The 15,853-nt window shown below is 72.6% G+C and carries 17 protein-coding genes; 14 read left to right on the forward strand and 3 right to left on the reverse strand.

The window, feature by feature from the left end; genetic code table 11:
• Nucleotides 1–122: 122 nt before the first annotated feature.
• From fdh to nrfD, 3 genes are read left to right on the forward strand one after another with little or no spacing between them, the layout of a single operon-like run.
• Complete coding sequence (gene fdh, locus DT019_RS16610; protein WP_114037563.1) at nt 123–3,368, forward strand: formate dehydrogenase; 3,246 nt, start codon at nt 123–125, stop codon at nt 3,366–3,368.
• Nucleotides 3,365–4,273, forward strand: coding sequence for a 4Fe-4S dicluster domain-containing protein (locus tag DT019_RS16615; RefSeq protein ID WP_189389644.1), 909 nt, complete (start codon nt 3,365–3,367; stop codon nt 4,271–4,273). The genes fdh and DT019_RS16615 overlap by 4 nt, the downstream gene beginning before the upstream one ends.
• Nucleotides 4,270–5,241 (forward strand): NrfD/PsrC family molybdoenzyme membrane anchor subunit, encoded by a 972-nt coding sequence (gene nrfD, locus DT019_RS16620; RefSeq protein WP_189389646.1) that lies wholly within the window; start codon nt 4,270–4,272, stop codon nt 5,239–5,241. Before DT019_RS16615 ends, nrfD begins: the two co-directional genes overlap by 4 nt.
• A gap of 22 nt (nt 5,242–5,263) precedes the next feature.
• On the opposite strand, the gene DT019_RS16625 is transcribed toward nrfD, so the two are convergent.
• A complete protein-coding gene (locus tag DT019_RS16625; RefSeq protein WP_114037565.1) occupies nt 5,264–6,229 on the reverse strand; it encodes an LLM class F420-dependent oxidoreductase in 966 nt (321 codons plus the stop codon).
• A 167-nt stretch (nt 6,230–6,396) separates the two neighbouring features.
• Between DT019_RS16625 and DT019_RS16630 the strand changes: the two genes are divergently transcribed.
• The 3 genes from DT019_RS16630 to DT019_RS16640 all read left to right on the forward strand — a co-directional run bounded on the left by DT019_RS16630 (nt 6,397) and on the right by DT019_RS16640 (nt 7,598).
• Complete coding sequence (locus tag DT019_RS16630) at nt 6,397–6,657, forward strand: DUF5133 domain-containing protein (protein WP_114037566.1); 261 nt, start codon at nt 6,397–6,399, stop codon at nt 6,655–6,657.
• A gap of 99 nt (nt 6,658–6,756) precedes the next feature.
• Nucleotides 6,757–7,149, forward strand: a complete 393-nt coding sequence (locus DT019_RS16635; RefSeq protein ID WP_114037567.1) for an STAS domain-containing protein — start codon at nt 6,757–6,759, stop codon at nt 7,147–7,149.
• A gap of 11 nt (nt 7,150–7,160) precedes the next feature.
• Nucleotides 7,161–7,598 (forward strand): ATP-binding protein, encoded by a 438-nt coding sequence (locus DT019_RS16640; RefSeq protein ID WP_114037568.1) that lies wholly within the window; start codon nt 7,161–7,163, stop codon nt 7,596–7,598.
• Between the two features lie 4 nt (nt 7,599–7,602).
• On the opposite strand, the gene DT019_RS16645 is transcribed toward DT019_RS16640, so the two are convergent.
• Nucleotides 7,603–8,493 carry a SigB/SigF/SigG family RNA polymerase sigma factor gene (locus tag DT019_RS16645; RefSeq protein WP_114037569.1) on the reverse strand — a complete coding sequence of 297 codons (891 nt, stop codon included), beginning with the start codon at nt 8,491–8,493 and terminating at the stop codon, nt 7,603–7,605.
• 142 nt (nt 8,494–8,635) lie between these two features.
• On the opposite strand from DT019_RS16645, the gene DT019_RS16650 reads away from it, so the two are divergent.
• Nucleotides 8,636–9,070 carry an ATP-binding protein gene (locus tag DT019_RS16650; protein ID WP_114037570.1) on the forward strand — a complete coding sequence of 145 codons (435 nt, stop codon included), beginning with the start codon at nt 8,636–8,638 and terminating at the stop codon, nt 9,068–9,070.
• A gap of 119 nt (nt 9,071–9,189) precedes the next feature.
• On the opposite strand, the gene DT019_RS16655 is transcribed toward DT019_RS16650, so the two are convergent.
• On the reverse strand, nt 9,190–9,699 hold the full coding sequence (locus DT019_RS16655) for a DUF6328 family protein (protein ID WP_114037571.1): 510 nt from the start codon (nt 9,697–9,699) through the stop codon (nt 9,190–9,192).
• A 142-nt stretch (nt 9,700–9,841) separates the two neighbouring features.
• Here DT019_RS16655 and DT019_RS16660 point away from each other — a divergent pair, with 142 nt between their 5' ends.
• The 7 genes from DT019_RS16660 to DT019_RS16690 all read left to right on the forward strand — a co-directional run bounded on the left by DT019_RS16660 (nt 9,842) and on the right by DT019_RS16690 (nt 15,427).
• Nucleotides 9,842–10,864 (forward strand): iron-containing redox enzyme family protein, encoded by a 1,023-nt coding sequence (locus DT019_RS16660; RefSeq protein WP_114037572.1) that lies wholly within the window; start codon nt 9,842–9,844, stop codon nt 10,862–10,864.
• Between the two features lie 48 nt (nt 10,865–10,912).
• A complete protein-coding gene (locus tag DT019_RS16665) occupies nt 10,913–11,566 on the forward strand; it encodes a HemK2/MTQ2 family protein methyltransferase (protein ID WP_114037573.1) in 654 nt (217 codons plus the stop codon).
• The gene (locus DT019_RS16670) at nt 11,547–11,744 is read left to right on the forward strand and encodes a CDGSH iron-sulfur domain-containing protein (RefSeq protein ID WP_114037574.1); all 198 of its coding nucleotides are present in this window, start codon (nt 11,547–11,549) and stop codon (nt 11,742–11,744) included. Before DT019_RS16665 ends, DT019_RS16670 begins: the two co-directional genes overlap by 20 nt.
• 46 nt (nt 11,745–11,790) lie before the next feature.
• Nucleotides 11,791–12,885 carry a glutamate--cysteine ligase gene (locus tag DT019_RS16675; RefSeq protein WP_114037620.1) on the forward strand — a complete coding sequence of 365 codons (1,095 nt, stop codon included), beginning with the start codon at nt 11,791–11,793 and terminating at the stop codon, nt 12,883–12,885.
• 244 nt (nt 12,886–13,129) lie between these two features.
• A complete protein-coding gene (locus tag DT019_RS16680; protein WP_114037575.1) occupies nt 13,130–13,930 on the forward strand; it encodes a SigB/SigF/SigG family RNA polymerase sigma factor in 801 nt (266 codons plus the stop codon).
• 115 nt (nt 13,931–14,045) lie between these two features.
• Nucleotides 14,046–14,474, forward strand: a complete 429-nt coding sequence (locus tag DT019_RS40260) for a hypothetical protein (RefSeq protein WP_223279588.1) — start codon at nt 14,046–14,048, stop codon at nt 14,472–14,474.
• A 137-nt stretch (nt 14,475–14,611) separates the two neighbouring features.
• A complete protein-coding gene (locus tag DT019_RS16690) occupies nt 14,612–15,427 on the forward strand; it encodes an alpha/beta fold hydrolase (protein ID WP_223279589.1) in 816 nt (271 codons plus the stop codon).
• Nucleotides 15,428–15,853 lie beyond the last annotated feature (426 nt).

The raw sequence follows: 15,853 nt of genomic DNA on the forward strand, positions 1-15,853 counted from the left end.
CGCACCCTTGCCCCGCGCCGCGACCCACGGGGCGCGCCGCGCCTCTCCGGTCGCCGTGGCGGGCGCGGCGGGTGAGCCTGGGAGGGCAGCGGTCACGGGCGGGACGTCGAGGAGGAAGCTCCATGAGTGTGCGCAAGCGGGCCGAACGCTGGCCGGTCTACCGTCAGCTCACCGGCGCCGACCCGCTGGGCCGCGGCCGCGCCGCCATGTCGGAGCACACCGAACGGCTCAGGCCCCGTACCGAGACCGCCGACCGGGTGGTCCCGTCCATCTGTCCGTACTGCGCGGTCGGCTGCGGCCAGCAGGTCTACGTCAAGGACGACAAGGTCGTCCAGATCGAGGGCGACCCGGACTCCCCGGTCAGCCGGGGCCGGCTGTGTCCCAAGGGCTCGGCGACACTCCAGCTCACCACCGGCTCCGCCCGCCGTCACCAAGTGCTCTACCGCCGCCCCCACGCCACCGACTGGGAGCCGCTCGATCTGGAGACGGCCATGGACATGGTGGCCGACCGGGTGATCGAGACGCGGCGCCGCACCTGGGAGTGGGAGCACGAGGGGAAGCGAACCGCGCGCACCCTCGGCATCGCGAGCCTGGGCGGCGCGACCCTGGACAACGAGGAGAACTACCTCATCAAGAAGCTCCTCACGGGTCTCGGCGTGGTCCAGGTGGAGAACCAGGCGCGGGTCTGCCACAGCTCCACGGTCAGCGGGCTCGGCACGTCCTTCGGACGCGGCGGGGCCACCACCTTCATGCAGGACCTCCAGCACGCCGACTGCATCGTCATCCAGGGCTCCAACTTCGCCGAGGCACACCCGGTCGGCTTCCAGTGGGTGATGGAGGCGAAGGCGCGCGGCGCCCGGATCATCCATGTGGACCCGCGCTACACCCGCACCAGCGCGCTCGCGGATCTGCATGTGCCGATCCGCGCGGGCAGCGACATCGCGTTCCTCGGCGGGATCATCAACCACGTCCTGACCGAGGAGAAGGACTTCCGCGAGTACGTGCTCGCCTACACCAACGCCGCCACGCTGGTCGGCGAGGACTTCCGCGACACCGAGGACCTCGACGGGGTCTTCTCCGGTCTCGACGAGGACGCGCACCACTACGACCCGTCCAGCTGGCAGTACGAGGGCGTGCGGGTGCAGGCGCCCGCCGGTGACGTGGACGAGCAGTACGAGGTGCGCACGCGCGGGTCCGGCGACCCCGAGACGCACGGCTCGGGCGGCGCGCGCACCGGGCACCTGGCACCGCGCGACGAGACCCTCACCCACCCGCGCTGCGTGTACCAGATCCTCAAACGTCACTACGCCCGCTACACACCGGAGTTGGTGGAGCGCACCTGCGGCGTCCCGCGCGAGACGTTCCTGCGGGTGTGCGAGGACCTCACCTCGAACTCGGGCCGCGAGCGGACGAGCGCGTTCGTGTACGCGGTGGGCTGGACCCAGCACTCGGTCGGCTCGCAGTACATCCGCGCGGCGAGCGTCCTCCAGCTGCTGCTCGGCAACATCGGCCGGCCCGGCGGCGGCATCCAGGCGCTGCGCGGCCACGCCTCCATCCAGGGCTCCAGCGACATCCCCACCCTGTACAACCTGCTGCCGGGCTACCTTCCGATGCCGCACGCCCACGCGCACGAGTCGCTGGACTCGTTCGTCGAGGCCAGCCGCACGGAGAAGGGCTTCTGGGCCGAGATGCGGGCGTACTTCGTCAGCCTCCTCAAGGCCTACTACGGCGACGCGGCGACCGCGGACAACGACTACTGCTTCGACCACCTGCCGCGGCTGACCGGTTCGCACTCGACGTACGACACGGTGATGGCGCAGCTCGACGGTGTGTGCAAGGGGTATTTCCTGCTGGGGGAGAACCCCGCCGTCGGCTCGGCCAACACCCGGCTGCAACGGCTGGGCATGGCGCGGTTGGAGTGGCTGGTCGTGCGGGACTTCTCGCTCATCGAGTCGGCGACCTGGTGGCAGGACGGGCCCGAGATCGAGACGGGTGAGCTGCGGACGCGGGACATCGCCACCGAGGTGTTCTTCTTCCCGGCCGCCTCCCACACCGAGAAGTCGGGTTCGTTCACCAACACCAACCGGTGGCTCCAGTGGCATCACGCGGCCGTCGAGCCCGAGGGCGACGCCCGCAGCGATCTGTGGTTCATGTACCACCTGGGCCGGCGCATCAAGGCGAAACTGGCCGGCTCCACCGACCCGATGGACCGTCCCGTACAGGACCTGACCTGGGACTACCCGGTGGACGGACCTTTGCGCGAGCCGATCGCCGACCACATTCTCGCCGAGATCAACGGCCACGGCCCGGACGGGGCCCCGCTGTCCGCCTACACCCAGCTCAAGGACGACGGCTCCACGCGCTGTGGGTGCTGGATCTACTGCGGGGTGTACGCCGACGGCATCAACCACGCGGCCCGCCGCAAGCCGGGCGCGGAGCAGGACTGGGTGGCGGCCGAGTGGGCCTGGGCCTGGCCCGCCAACCGCCGCATCCTGTACAACCGCGCTTCGGCCGCACCCGACGGCGCCCCGTGGAGCGAACGCAAGGCGTACGTGTGGTGGGACGCGGCCGAGCGGAAGTGGACCGGCCGCGACGTTCCGGACTTCGTCCCCGACCGGGCCCCCGACCACGTGCCGCCCAGGGACGCGAAGGGACCCGACGCGCTGCGCGGCGACGACCCGTTCATCATGCAGGCCGACGGCAAGGGCTGGCTGTACGCGCCCGCGGGCCTGGAAGACGGCCCGCTGCCCACCCACTACGAGCCGCAGGACTCGCCGTTCACCAACGCGCTCTACCCGTCGACGCCGCGCTCCCCCGTCCGCCAGCTGCTGCCCCGGGAGGGAAACCGCTACCACCCCAGCGGCGAGGAGAAGGGCGCCGAGGTCTTCCCGTACATCGTCACCACCCACCGTCTCACCGAGCACTTCACGGCGGGCGGGATGAGCCGCTGGTCCTCCCATCTCGCCGAACTTCAGCCGGAGTTGTTCTGCGAGGTCTCCCCACAGCTGGCCGCCGAGCGCGGGCTGGAGCACACGGGCTGGGCCACCATCGTCACGGCCCGCAACGCGATCGAGGCCCGCGTCCTGGTCACCGACCGGATCCGGCCGCTGACCGTGCACGGGCGCACCGTGCACCAGATCGGGCTGCCCTTCCACTGGGGGCCCAACGGCATGGTCACCGGGGACGCCGCCAACGAGCTGATGGCGATCGCGCTCGACCCCAACGCCCACATCCAGGAGGACAAGGCGCTCACCGCCGACATCCGCCCGGGACGCCGGCCGCGCGGCCCCGACCTGCCGAAACTCGTGGCCGAGTACCGCAGGCGGGCAGGCATCACCGGGTCGACCGGCACGGAGGTACGCACATGACGGACCGTCACCTGCTGAGCGGCCCCGAGCCGGACCCGGCCCTCGATGCCGGGCACGCCGAACCGCCGCCGCGCGTCGGCTTCTTCACCGACACCTCCGTATGCATCGGCTGCAAGGCCTGCGAGGTGGCGTGCAAGGAGTGGAACGCCATCCCCGAGGACGGCCTGTCGCTGACCGGCATGAGCTACGACAACACCGCGGGCCTGGGCGCCTCGACGTGGCGGCACGTCGCCTTCGTCGAGCAGCAGGTCCCCGCCCCGGACGGCAGGCCCCAACTCCCGCTCCTCGACGGCGAGTCGAAGGGAGCGCCCGAGCCGTCCGAGCTGCGCTGGTTGATGTCGTCCGACGTGTGCAAGCACTGCACGCACGCGGCCTGCCTGGACGTGTGCCCCACCGGCTCGCTGTTCCGCACCGAGTTCGGCACGGTCGTCGTCCAGGAGGACATCTGCAACGGCTGCGGCTACTGCGTGCCCGCCTGCCCGTACGGGGTCATCGAGCAACGCCCGGGCGACGGAAGGGCCTTCAAGTGCACGCTGTGCTACGACCGGCTGGGCGCCGGGCAGGAGCCGGCGTGCGCCAAGGCCTGCCCGACCGACTCCATCCAGTTCGGCCCGCTGGAGGAGCTGCGCGAGCGCGCGGCGCTGCGCGTCGGACAGTTGCGGGACGCCGGGGTGGCCGGGGCCCGGCTCTACGGCCACGAGCCCGACAACGGGGTCGGCGGCGACGGCGCCTTCTTCCTGCTGCTCGACGAGCCCGAGGTCTACGGCCTGCCGCCCGCCCCGGTCGTCACCACCCGCGACCTTCCCGCCATGTGGAAGCACGCGGGCGTGGCCGCCCTTGCCCTGCTCGGCGGGATGGCCGCGTCCTTCGCGCTGCCCGCGATCACACGACGGAGGTCACGATGAGCGAGGCGAGCACCGCGCGCCCCGACGGCGGGCGAGGGGCAGGGCGGCGCCGGGGCCGGCGCGGTGAGCAACTGATGGTGCCGCGCGCCGAGTTCGACTCGTACTACGGAAGGCCCGTCATCAAGGCGCCGTCGTGGGCGGCGCGGGACATCGCCGGGTACTTCTTCCTCGGCGGACTCGCGGGGGCCGGCTCGGTGCTCGCCGCGGGCGCCCAGCTGACGGGGCGCCCGGCCACGGCCACCGCCATGAAGGTGTCCTCCCTCGCGGCCGTGTCGCTCTCCGCGGCGGCCCTCGTCCACGACCTGGGCGTGCCGAGCCGGTTCGCGAACATGCTGCGGGTGTTCAAGCCGACCTCGCCGATGAGCGTCGGCTCCTGGCTGCTGTCGCTCTACGGCCCCGCGGCGGGCGCCGCCGCCCTCACCGCCGCGACGGGGCGACTGCCCCGCGTCGGCGCGGCCGCGACGGCGGGGGCCGCGCTGCTGGGGCCCGCCGTCGCCTCGTACACGGCGGTCCTCGCCGCCGACACCGCCGTGCCCGCATGGCACGGCGCCCACCGTGAACTGCCGTATCTGTTCGTCGCGTCGGCGACCGCCGCGGCCGCCGGGATGGCCCTGGCCGTGGGACCGTCGCACGAGAGCGCCCCGGCCCGCTGCGCCGCGCCGCTCGCCGCCCTCGCCGAGACCGCCGCCCTCCGGTGCGCGCGGCGCCGCCTGGGCATGGTGGCCGAGACGTATGAGCAGGGCCGGGCGGGCCGGCTGCTCAAGGCCGCCGAGATCCTCACGGCGGGCGGGGCGGTGGCCGGCGCGCTGGCCGGGCACCGCCGTCCGGTGGCCGTGGCGGGCGGGCTCGCCCTGCTCGCGGGCTCGGTGTGCACCCGTTTCGGCGTCTTCGCCGCCGGGATCGCCTCGGCCGAGGACCCCGCATACACGGTGGTTCCGCAGCGGGAGCTGCTCGATGCCGCTCACTGACCGCCGTGCCGGCCGCGCCCGGTCACAGGTCGCGGAGCGCGGGCAGCAGCTTCTTCTCGGCCCACTCGATGAACGGCAGTTGGTGTCCTCCGCCGATCTGTACGAGCGCGACCTCGGTGAAGCCCGCGTCGACGAAGGGGCGCACCGCATCGACGAACGCGCTGACGTCGTCGCCGCACGGGATGGCCTCGGCCACGTCCTGCGGGGTGACGAACTGCGTCGCCCCCGCGAAGCCGGACGGGCCCGGGAGCTCCGAGTTCACCGGCCAGCCGCCGCCGAACCAGCGGAACTGGTCGTGGGCGCGGGCGACCGCCGCGTCGCGGTCCGTGTCGAAGCAGACCGGCAGCTGGCCCACCCGGGGCTTGCCCGCGCCACCGTGCCGGTCGAAGGACTCGACGAGCTCCCGCTTGGGTTCGGTGGCGATCAGGAGGTCGGCGCTGCGCCCGGCCAGGGCGCAGGAGCGCTCCCCGGACACCGCGACGCCGATCGGCGGGAGCTCGTCGGGCAGGTCCCAGAGCCGGGCGTTGGAGACGGCGAAGTGCGCGCCCTCGTGGTTGACGTTGCCGCCCTCGAAGAGCGCGCGGATGATGTCGACGGCCTCGTCGAGCATCTCCAGGCGCACCTGGGGCGCGGGCCAACCGGCTCCCACCACATGCTCGTTGAGGTTCTCCCCGGACCCCAGCCCGAGGCGGAACCTGCCTTCGGACAGGATCTGCATGGTCGCCGCCTTCTGGGCCACGATCACGGGGTGGTAGCGCACCGTCGGACAGGTCACGTACGTCATGAGCGGGATGCGCGTGGTCGCCTGCGCCGCCGCGCCGAGCACGCTCCACGCGTACGAGGCGTGACCCTGGCTGTCGAGCCACGGGAAGTAGTGGTCGGAGGTGACGGAGAAGTCGAACCCCGCGCGCTCGGCGGCGACCAGGTCCGTCACGAGTTCGCGCGGGCCGGTCTGCTCGGTCATCATTGTGTAGCCGATTTGCACCATATGTAATGACTAGCCGCGTTCTCTGGAGGGAAACATCCCTCGCTCCACTCACCGGCGCCGGGTCTCCCGGCCCGTCCCCACGCGCCGCGGCCGCCCGGATCGCGGAGTCCGCCAGGTGCGGGCACCATGGGTGGGCTGGGCGCTGCGCCCACGGCCAGGAGGACTCGATGCTGCTGCCCGACAAGGTGACCCTCGCCCGTCTTCTCGCCCACTACCGCGAGCAGGAGCGCCTGGTCCTGGCCAATCCTCACGTGCCGAGCCTGCGCAGGACCTTCGAGGACACCGCGTACACACTGTGCGTGCTGATGGGCGAGCGCACGGCGCACCGGGCGATCCGCGCCGCCGAGCGCTATCTGGGCGGGGCGGCGCTGCGGCCCGCCCCGGGGCCGACCGCCGGGTCGCTGACTTCCGGCGGTCCGGGCACGTAGAGCGGCCTCGACGGGGCACTCTCCCCGTGAGTCCCTCCCGCGGACAGCCGGACACCGCTCCGCGCGCGGCGAGCGACAGCGAAGGAGGTGGGTGAACCCATGCCGACGGAATCGACCGACGCTCCCCGGGAGCGCACCGCCGGAGGCGGGCGCTTCGCGGTCGTGACGCGGCGCCTTCCCGAGGCCGCGGTCCTCTCACTGACCGGCGAACTGGACCACGACACCGCCGAGCCGCTGCGGGCCGCCCTCGCCGAGCAGATCGGGACACCGGAGCGCATCGTGGTCGACTGCCTGGACCTGCGGTTCTGCGATTCGACCGGACTCAACACCCTGTTGCGGGCCAGAGCGGCGGCGCAGGCGGCGGGCGGCAGCGTGGAACTCGCCGCGCTCCAGCCCTCCGTGGCCCGGATGTTCGAGATCACCGGGGCGCACACCGTCTTCCGCACCCACGCCGACCTGGACGCGGCGCTCGCGGCCGGGCCCCCGGCGTAGCGGGACGGGACATGGCCAGCACGCAACCCCCCGGGCACAGCCAGATCCGCCGCCTGGCGCTGTTCGGCGTCAAGGGCGCGGTCACCCGCTGCCGCGATTTCACCGCCCGCGCCCTGGACGACTGGGGCTGGACCTCCGCCGTCGAGACGGCCGACGCACAGCGGGTCGACGATGTGCTCCTGCTGGTGTCCGAGGTCGTCACCAACGCCTGTCTGCACGCGGGCGGGCCCCGGGAGCTGGTCCTGCGGCACGCGGACGGGCGCCTGCGGGTGGAGGTGCTCGACGACAGTCCCGCCGCGCCCGTGCGCCGCCCCCGCGCCCCGTCCCTGCCCGGCGGTCACGGCCTGATGGTGCTCGACCGGCTCGCGGGCAGCTGGGGCACGGCGCCCACGGGGGCGGGCAAGGTGGTGTGGCTGGAGGTCGTCCTGCCCTCACGGGCCGGGCCGTAGGCCGTCAGGCCTCGTCGCTCGCGTCGTCCAGGAGTCCCGAGCGCAGCCGTTCCAGGATCTGCGCCAGCAGCCGTGAGACATGCATCTGGGAGAGGCCCACCCGGGCGCCGATCTCGGACTGCGTCAGCTCCTCGCCGAAGCGCAGCGAGAGCAGGGTGCGCTCACGGTCGGTGAGGGCCGCGATGAGCGGCTTGAGGGACTCCAGGGACTCGACGACATCGAACGACTCGTCGTCCTGGCCGAGCGAACGCATCACCGCGCTTTCGCCCGCGTCCTCATCGTCCGCGATGTCGAGCGAGCGGGTGGTGTAGGCGTTGGCGGCCTGTTCGCCCTCGACGACTTCGGCCTCGGGCACGCCCAGGCGCTCCGCTAGCTCGGCCGTGGTGGGCGCCCGGCCGAGTTCCTGCCCGAGTTCCGCCTGGGCTCCGGCCAGGCGCAGCCGCAGCTCCTGGAGCCTGCGCGGCACCTGGACCGCCCAGCTGGTGTCGCGGAAGAACCGCTTCATCTCCCCCGTGATGGTCGGCAGCGCGAACGAGGAGAACTCCACTCCGCGCTCCACCTCGAAGCGATTGATCGCCTTGATCAGGCCGATCGTGCCGACCTGGACGATGTCGTCCATCGGCTCCACGCGGTTGCGGAAGCGCCGCGCCGCGAACCGCACCAGGCTGAGGTTGAGCTCGACCAGGGTGTTGCGGACGTAGGCGTGCTCCGGGGTGCCCTCCTCCAGCGCGTCGAGACGCCCGAACAGGGCCGCCGAGAGCGACTGGGCCGCGCCGGTGCTCAGCGTCTGGGGCCGCTCCACCTCGGCGATGCCGTCCAGCGCCCGGCGCCGCACGTCGGAGGCGGGCGGTTGGGGTGGTGCGGTGCGGATCGGTCCTGCGGAGGCGGTGGGCATGGGGCTCCTTCGACGGGGCGGGGGCGCCCTGCCCGGTGGCAGGGGGTCCGTCGTCCGAGCGGTCCTGCACGTTTGATGCCCGTTTCGCACCTCTTTCATGCCGAATGCGATTCGGTTCCGGGTTCTCGGGCAGTCGCCTGTCATGGATGGCGGACACGTCACGCAGCATCACTCGGCGACTCGCCGGTTCGCCCTTGACGGCGGCCCGGGCGTGGTGGCCCAGAGCCGGGACCTCACACGCGCCGTCCTCGACGAGTGGTTCGGCCCGCGCGGCCCCCAGGCCAGCACCGCCGCCGATGACGCGCTGCTGCTCGTGTCGGAACTGGTCACCAACGCCTGCACCCACGGTGACGCCCCGTACGAGCTGCGCCTGGACCATGTCGACGGCAGGGTGTGGGTGCAGGTCAGCGATCACAGCCCCGAACGCCCGCGCCCGCACGGCCGCCACCGCGCCGCCAGGGCCTCGGGCCACGGCCTGTATCTCCTCCAGCGGCTCTCCGCGGCCTGGGGCTGGGTGCCGCGGGGCCGGGGCAAGACCGTCTGGTTCGAGATCCGCCTGCCGGGAGCCGAGCCGTAGGGTGCGCCTCGGTGCCGCCATCGGGATGCCGAGGAAGGCCCCGCGTGCCAAAGTGGCTCCCTGGATCTACTCGCGAGGCCGCGTCGGCGAGGTGTCGGGAGCCCGGGAACGGTGGGCTCTCAGGTCTGGTCCTCCTCCGTGTGCCGGTGCCGTACCCACAGCGGCAGCACGAACCAGCACACCAGGTACCAGGCGACCACGGCGCCCACCAGCCAGCCCCAGTAGTCGCCCTCGGAGGCGACCCGCAGGACGAGGATCAGCGCCGAGGTCATCGTGGCGAGGAGGAGCACCAGACCCGTGACCGTGAGCCGGGACGCCCACACCACGGCGGTCGGTTTGATGTGGCGCCCGGCCAGCAGGCGGTGGAAGGAGACCGGCGCGACGAGAGCGCCGGTGGTCACCGAGCCGAGCACCACCGTGCACACGTAGATGGTCCGGTCGGCGTGGCCCAGCTGGTGGAAGACCGGGGTGAACGCCACGGTGAGGAGGAACCCGAACAGGATCTGCACGCCCGTCTGCGCCACCCTGACCTCCTGGATGAGGTCACCCCACTTGCGGTCCGCGCGCCCGGCCGGGGACTCGTCGCGCCCGTCGTCGAACTGCCGGTTCCCGTCGTCGTCCGTCCGCATGGCGTCCTCCCGCACTCCGCACCGCACCGCCCACGGAGTGCACGGGCGGTGCCGCATCAGTACCCGGTGCGGCTCTTCTGAATCAGCGGGACCGGCCGGCGGGTGACCGTTGCGCGCGGCCCGCACCGGGTAGGCGTAGACCATGACCACCCAGCAACGAGGCCCCGCCCTGCCGGAGGCCCGCGGTGAACTCTCCGCGGCGCTGATCGACCACCTGCGCGGCGGCGCCACCCCCCTCCCCGACGAGCACGCTGCCGAGCGGGCGCAGCCCTACGGCGACGATCTGCAGCTGGCCCTGTACGTCTGCTACGAGCCGCACTACCGCGGCTTCGCCGGGGTGGACGAGGAGTGCGAGTGGGATCCGGCCCTGATCGGGGCGCGCCGTCTGCTGGAGGATCGGTTCCTCACGGCGCTGCGCCATGACGCGGCACGCGGGCACGAGGACGTCGACGACGCCTTCGGCGACCTGCTCGTGGAGCCGGTCCACGGCACCGGTGTCTCGCACCACCTCCAGGACGAGGGCGAGCTGTGGCAGCTGCGCGAGTACGCCGCCCAGCGTTCGCTGTACCACCTGAAGGAGGCCGACCCGCATGCCTGGGTGCTCCCGCGGCTGTGGGGCCGGGCGAAGGCGGGGATGGCCGCGGTGGAGTTCGACGAGTACGGGGGCGGACGCGCCGAGCGGGTGCACGCCCGGCTCTTCGCCGACCTCATGGACGACCTCAGCCTGAACACGGAGTACGGCCACTACCTGGAGGCCGCGTCGGCCCAGATGCTGGCCACCGTGAACCTCATGTCACTCCTCGGGCTGCGCCGTTCCCTGCGCGGCGCGCTCGTCGGCCACTTCGCCACCCTGGAGGTCACCTCGTCGCCCGCCTCCCGCCGGCTGGCGCTGGCGATGAAGCGGGCCGGCGCGGGCCCCGCCGCCGAGTTCTTCTACACCGAGCACGTGGAGGCCGACGCGGTGCATGAGCAGGTCGTACGCCACGAGGTGGTCGGCGGTCTGCTGGAGGAGGAGCCGCAGCTCGCGGCGGACATCGTGTTCGGCATCGACGCCACCGTGTTCCTGGAGGACCGCTTCGGCGACCACCTGCTCGCATGCTGGCGGGCCGGGGACACCTCGCTGCGGGTTCCGCTTCCCGCCCCGACAGGCGCCCCCAGGCAATAAACATCGAATTCAATAGATCTATCCCGAATTGCCGGGTACGCGGAGAACGTGAATCTTTTCGCTCTCCCTGGTGTGTACGGCCCGCAGGACGACACCGCCCTGCTGGCGGAGACGCTGCGCGACGAACCGGTGCCCCAGGGCGCCGAAGTCCTCGACATCGGCACCGGCACCGGCGCGCTCGCCCTGGCGGCGGCGCGGCGCGGCGCTCGCGTCACCGCGGTCGACATCTCGTGGCGCGCGGTGCTCAGCACCCGTCTCAACGCCCGCCTGGCCGGGCTGCCCGTGAACGTACTGCGGGGCAACCTGCTGGCGCCGGTGGCGGAACGTTCCTACGACCTCATCCTGAGCAACCCGCCCTACGTACCGGCAGACCGCCCCACCGCCCCCCGGCACAGCCCCGCCCAGGCCTGGGACGCCGGAGGGGACGGCCGCCTCCTGCTGCGCCGCATCTGTCGCGAGGCACCCCTGCGGCTGCGGCCCGGTGGCGTGCTCCTGCTCGTCCACTCCGCTCTCAGCGGCGCCGAGTCGACGCTCGCCGAGCTGCGGGAGGAAGGTCTCAAGGCGGCGGTGGCGGCCCGCCGGTCCATCCCGTTCGGGCCCGTCCTGCGCTCCCGCAGCGCGTGGCTCGCCGGGCAGGGCCTGATCGAGGACGGCGCAACGACAGAGGAGCTGGTGGTGATCCGTGCCGAACGTCCCGTCTGACGAGAACCGGCGCATCCAGCTGCGCCGCGAGGGGCCCCTGCTCGTCGAGGGCCCCGTGGAAGTCGTGCTCGAAGACGGCACCACCGCCGTCTCCGAGCGCTGTGTGGTGGCGCTGTGCACCTGTCGCCGCAGCCGCCGCTACCCGTGGTGCGACACCAGCCACCGACGCCGGAGCTGACGAGGTGAATGCGGTACACACGGTGTCCACCGGGTACTCGGGCACCATGATCACGTTTGGGGTCGAAGAAGAGTATCTGCTGGTGGACCCCGTCACAGGTCTCCCCGTCGCGCGCTCCGAAGAGGTCCGCGCCGCCGCGGACCTCGGCCCCGTCGCCGACGAGGAGGAGGTGCAGCCCGAACTCCTCCAGGCGCAGGTGGAGGTGGCCACGCCCATCTGCGTGGCGCTGGAGGAAGCCGGCGGCCACCTGCTGCGGCTGCGGCACGCCGTCGCGGCCGCCGCCGAAGGGCTCGGCTGCCGGCTGGCGCCGGTCGCGGCCGCCCCCCACCTCGGCGCGGCCCCGGTGCCCGTCACCGATCGGCCGCGCTACCAGGCCATGCACACCAGCGCCGCGCAGCTCGTCGACGAACAGCTGATCAACGGCATGCACGTGCACGTCGCGGTCCCGGACCGCGAGATGGGCGTCGCCGTGCTGAACCGGATCCGGGTCTGGCTGCCCACGCTGCTCGCGCTGTCGGCCAACTCACCGCTGTGGGACGGCCGCGCCACCGGGTTCGCCAGCTGGCGCACCCTGGTCTTCGGCCGCTGGCCGGTGAGCGGCCCGCCGCCGCGGTTCGCCGACATCGACGACTACGAGTCCCGCGTGGAGGCGCTCAACACCGCCGGGGCCGTCTTGGACAACGGCCAGCTCTACTGGCACGCCCGTCTGTCCGAGCGCTACCCCACCGTCGAAATCCGTTGTCTGGACGTCCAGTTGGAGGTGGACGAGGCCGTGATGCTCGCCGGTGTCGTGCGGGCCCTGGTGGCGACGGCGATGCGCAAGCAGAAGGACGGCGAGCCCGTCCCGGAGATCCCGCAGGAGCTCCTGCAAGCGGCCACCTGGCGCGCCGCCCGGGACGGGCTCAGCGGCAAGCTCATCGATCCCACCGGGCGGCTGCGCAAGTGCGGCGACGTGCTGTGCATGCTCGCCTCGCACATCGGCCCCGCCCTGGAAGCCGCGGGCGACGCCCGCGAAGTCAATTCCCTGCTGCACCGGCTCCTGCGCGAGGGAACCGGGGCGGACCGGCAACTCCAGGCCTTCGCCGAGGGCGGCATGCCCGCCGTGCTCGACCTCATCACGGACGGTTCCCACACCGCCTGAAGCGCCGAAGCCACGGCACGGAAACGTACCGCGCGCCCGCAGGCGGAATCGCGCGCGACACCGTACGCGTTCTGCCGCGCACACCCCGCTCATGGTTCCGCCGCGCCGCGAGTCGTGCCCGGCAACATGCATAAGGCTCGCCTCAGCGGACATACGCCCCGACGGAATGAACGGCGCCGGGACTCTTCCCCGCGCATCACGTCTCTTTCTCCGGAAAAAACCTCGCGCCGAGGAGGCGGAAGCCATGTCCGCTCGCTGTGCCGCCCGCCGCACGTACGACGACACTCCGCACACCGATGAGGCTTTCGGACGGCTCGCGGCCCTGCCGGAGGGTGACGAACGGGCCGCTCTGCGCGAAGAGTTGATCACCGCCTGGCTGCCCCTGTCGCGACGGCTCGCCGGACGCTACCGCAACCGCGGCGAGTCGGTGGAGGACCTGTGCCAGATCGCGGCGGTCGGCCTGCTCAAGGCCGTCGACGGTTTCGATCCCGAGCACGGCTCCGCGTTCATCGGCTATGCGATACCCACCATCACCGGCGAGATAAAGCGCCATTTCCGGGACCACATGTGGACGCTCCATGTGCCGCGCCGCGTACAGGAACTCCGCAACCGGGTCCGCGAAGCCCGCCTTGAGCTCCAGGCGGCGGGGGGCGAGGAGCCCAGCACCGGCGACGTCGCCCAGCACACCGGTCTGACCGAGGCCGAGGTGCGCACGGGCCTGGAAGCCCTGCACAGTTTCAGCGCCCTCTCCCTCGATGCCGAGCAGAGTGCCACCGAGGCGCCCTGCACCCTGGGCGACGCGATCGGCGCGGACGATCCGGCGCTCGACACCCTCGTGGAGCGCGAGTCCGTCAAGCCCGGACTCCACGCGCTGCCCGACCGCGAGCGGCGGATCCTGTACCTGCGCTATTTCCAGGGCATGACCCAGAAGAACATCGGCCGTGAGCTCGGCATCTCCCAGATGCAGGTGTGCCGCCTGCTCAGACAGTGCTGCGAGCGCCTGCGCGACGAGGCGATGTGCCCGGTCGCCGATGAAGCCGCGTGACGCCTGCCACCGCGCACAGCCCCTGATGCATCGTCAAATACCCGTGGCGACGCCTTCCTTCACCTGCCTATGCTCGGCGCGTTCTCTTCCAAGATCGAGAAGCAGGGTGAAGACGATGACACCTCGTGTGCTCAAGCGCGCCGTGACCGTGGCGTTGACCACCACCGTGATGGCGGGCGCCGCTCTCGCCACCACGGCCGGAACCGCGGCGGCCATCACCGGCGGCGGGTGCACCGGCCCGGCCTCCAAGCAGGCCTGTGTACGCACGGTCGACAGGAACGGCTCGACCCACCTCGTCTTCGCCGCCGCGTTCGACCCCGTCGAGGGCGGGCCCGACTGCCACGTCCGCATGACCGCGTGGGACGACACCGACGGGTGGCCATGGGTGTCCGAGCCCCGGCCGTGCCGCACGGGCCACGCCTTCACCTTCGACCTTCCGAACCCGACGCCGGGCCACGTCTACCGGACCGAGCTCCGCATCGCCCCCTCCAGGAGCGATTTCGAGTTCCCGGAGATCGTGACGAGCCCCCTGCTCACGTACTGAGCCGTCTAGGGCCCCGCGCAACCCGGGGCGATACTGCCCGAACCCCGGGGTGCCCGGAGCGCCACACAAGGCTCGGTCCCGCTGCACCGGCCAGCCGCCCATGCCCACCGGCCCGAACGACCAAGGAGCGCCACCACGTGTCCACCGACACCCCGACCCATGACGGACATGCGACGGCCGAGGACGGAGCCCGGATCGGGTTCGATTCCGGCGGGTCCGGCGAACCGCTCGTCCTGCTCGCCGGTCAGGCGAACTCCCGCCGGTGGTGGGACCCCGTGCGGGCCGACTTCTCGTCCGCGCACACCACCATCACCCTCGACTGCCTCGGCACCGGCACCAGCGACAGCCCACGGGACGCGGAGTGGAGTACGCGCCGGTTCGCCCGCGACGTGATCGCGGTCCTCGACGAACTCGGCGTCGAGCGGGCGCACGTGTACGGCACGTCGATGGGCGGCCGGGTCGCGCAGTGGCTCGCCATCGACCACCCCCACCGGGTCGGCGCGCTCGTCCTGGGCTGCACCAGCGGCGGCGGCGACGGCACGGTCGCCAGTGATTCCACGGTGGTCTCCGCGCTGAGCGGGGACGACACGGCGGAGACGCTCACGGATCTGATGGTGGGCCCGCAATGGCGGCAGTCCCACCCCGGCCCGCTCCCCGTGCTCGGCGACCCCGCCATGAGCGACCGTGCGCGCCGTGCGCACCGCCGCGCCAGCGCCCAGCACGACGCATGGGCGCTGCTGCCGCGCATCAGCGCGCCGACCCTGGTCCTGCACGGAACCGACGACCGGCTGACACCTCCCGCCAACGGAGCCCTGCTCGCCGAGCGCATCCCGGGCGCGACGCTGCGTCTGCTCACCGGGGCACGCCACGCGTACTTCCTGGAGAGGAGCGAGGAGGCCGGGGGCGCTGTCCTGGACTTCCTGGCCGCCCATCCCCTGCCGCGGGCAGGTTAACTCGTCCTTGTCCGCGAGAACCGCGCCGCCGGAAGGCCCCGTCGCATGCGCGGTCCATCCCGTCCCAGCGCCGCCCTGTGGGGAGTTGAGGCCGTGGGGCGCGACGGGCCGGGCCAAGACCCGCCTCCGCACCGGGCCGGGAGGGGGCCCAGATCAAAGCCCGGTGGTCCAGGGGGCCCTCAGGCCCCGTACCGAACTCGGCTCTGGCCACCGGGAGTTGGCGCCCCAGCCGGGCTCCGCCACCCGGGAGGCGCTGCTCGGGTCCCCCGGTGCCCGGCTCAGGGGCGGTGCTGGGCTACTTGTTCGGTGGGCGCAGGCGGCCCAGGGCCTTGGTGAGGGCGCCGAGGGGGGAGGCCTCCGTCCTGAGGGGCTTGGGACCGCCCAGCAGCGGCGCACCCTCGCCCCCGCCCGCCTCGGCGAGCGCGG

It is taken from the genome of Streptomyces sp. SDr-06 (assembly GCF_003324565.1).
Taxonomy (GTDB): Bacteria; Actinomycetota; Actinomycetes; order Streptomycetales; family Streptomycetaceae; genus Streptomyces.

Excerpts from the sequence above, each read along its gene's own strand:
- nrfD (WP_189389646.1), top strand. The coding sequence starts at position 4,270 with ATGAGCGAGGCGAGCACCGCGCGCCCCGACGGCGGGCGAGGGGCAGGG.
- fdh (WP_114037563.1), top strand. The coding sequence starts at position 123 with ATGAGTGTGCGCAAGCGGGCCGAACGCTGGCCGGTCTACCGTCAGCTC.
- DT019_RS16645 (WP_114037569.1), bottom strand. The coding sequence starts at position 8,493 with ATGCCCACCGCCTCCGCAGGACCGATCCGCACCGCACCACCCCAACCG.
- DT019_RS16660 (WP_114037572.1), top strand. The coding sequence starts at position 9,842 with ATGACCACCCAGCAACGAGGCCCCGCCCTGCCGGAGGCCCGCGGTGAA.
- DT019_RS16635 (WP_114037567.1), top strand. The coding sequence starts at position 6,757 with ATGCCGACGGAATCGACCGACGCTCCCCGGGAGCGCACCGCCGGAGGC.
- DT019_RS40260 (WP_223279588.1), top strand. The coding sequence starts at position 14,046 with ATGACACCTCGTGTGCTCAAGCGCGCCGTGACCGTGGCGTTGACCACC.
- DT019_RS16650 (WP_114037570.1), top strand. The coding sequence starts at position 8,636 with ATGGATGGCGGACACGTCACGCAGCATCACTCGGCGACTCGCCGGTTC.
- DT019_RS16630 (WP_114037566.1), top strand. The coding sequence starts at position 6,397 with ATGCTGCTGCCCGACAAGGTGACCCTCGCCCGTCTTCTCGCCCACTAC.
- DT019_RS16655 (WP_114037571.1), bottom strand. The coding sequence starts at position 9,699 with ATGCGGACGGACGACGACGGGAACCGGCAGTTCGACGACGGGCGCGAC.
- DT019_RS16675 (WP_114037620.1), top strand. The coding sequence starts at position 11,791 with ATGATCACGTTTGGGGTCGAAGAAGAGTATCTGCTGGTGGACCCCGTC.
- DT019_RS16625 (WP_114037565.1), bottom strand. The coding sequence starts at position 6,229 with ATGGTGCAAATCGGCTACACAATGATGACCGAGCAGACCGGCCCGCGC.
- DT019_RS16680 (WP_114037575.1), top strand. The coding sequence starts at position 13,130 with ATGTCCGCTCGCTGTGCCGCCCGCCGCACGTACGACGACACTCCGCAC.
- DT019_RS16640 (WP_114037568.1), top strand. The coding sequence starts at position 7,161 with ATGGCCAGCACGCAACCCCCCGGGCACAGCCAGATCCGCCGCCTGGCG.
- DT019_RS16615 (WP_189389644.1), top strand. The coding sequence starts at position 3,365 with ATGACGGACCGTCACCTGCTGAGCGGCCCCGAGCCGGACCCGGCCCTC.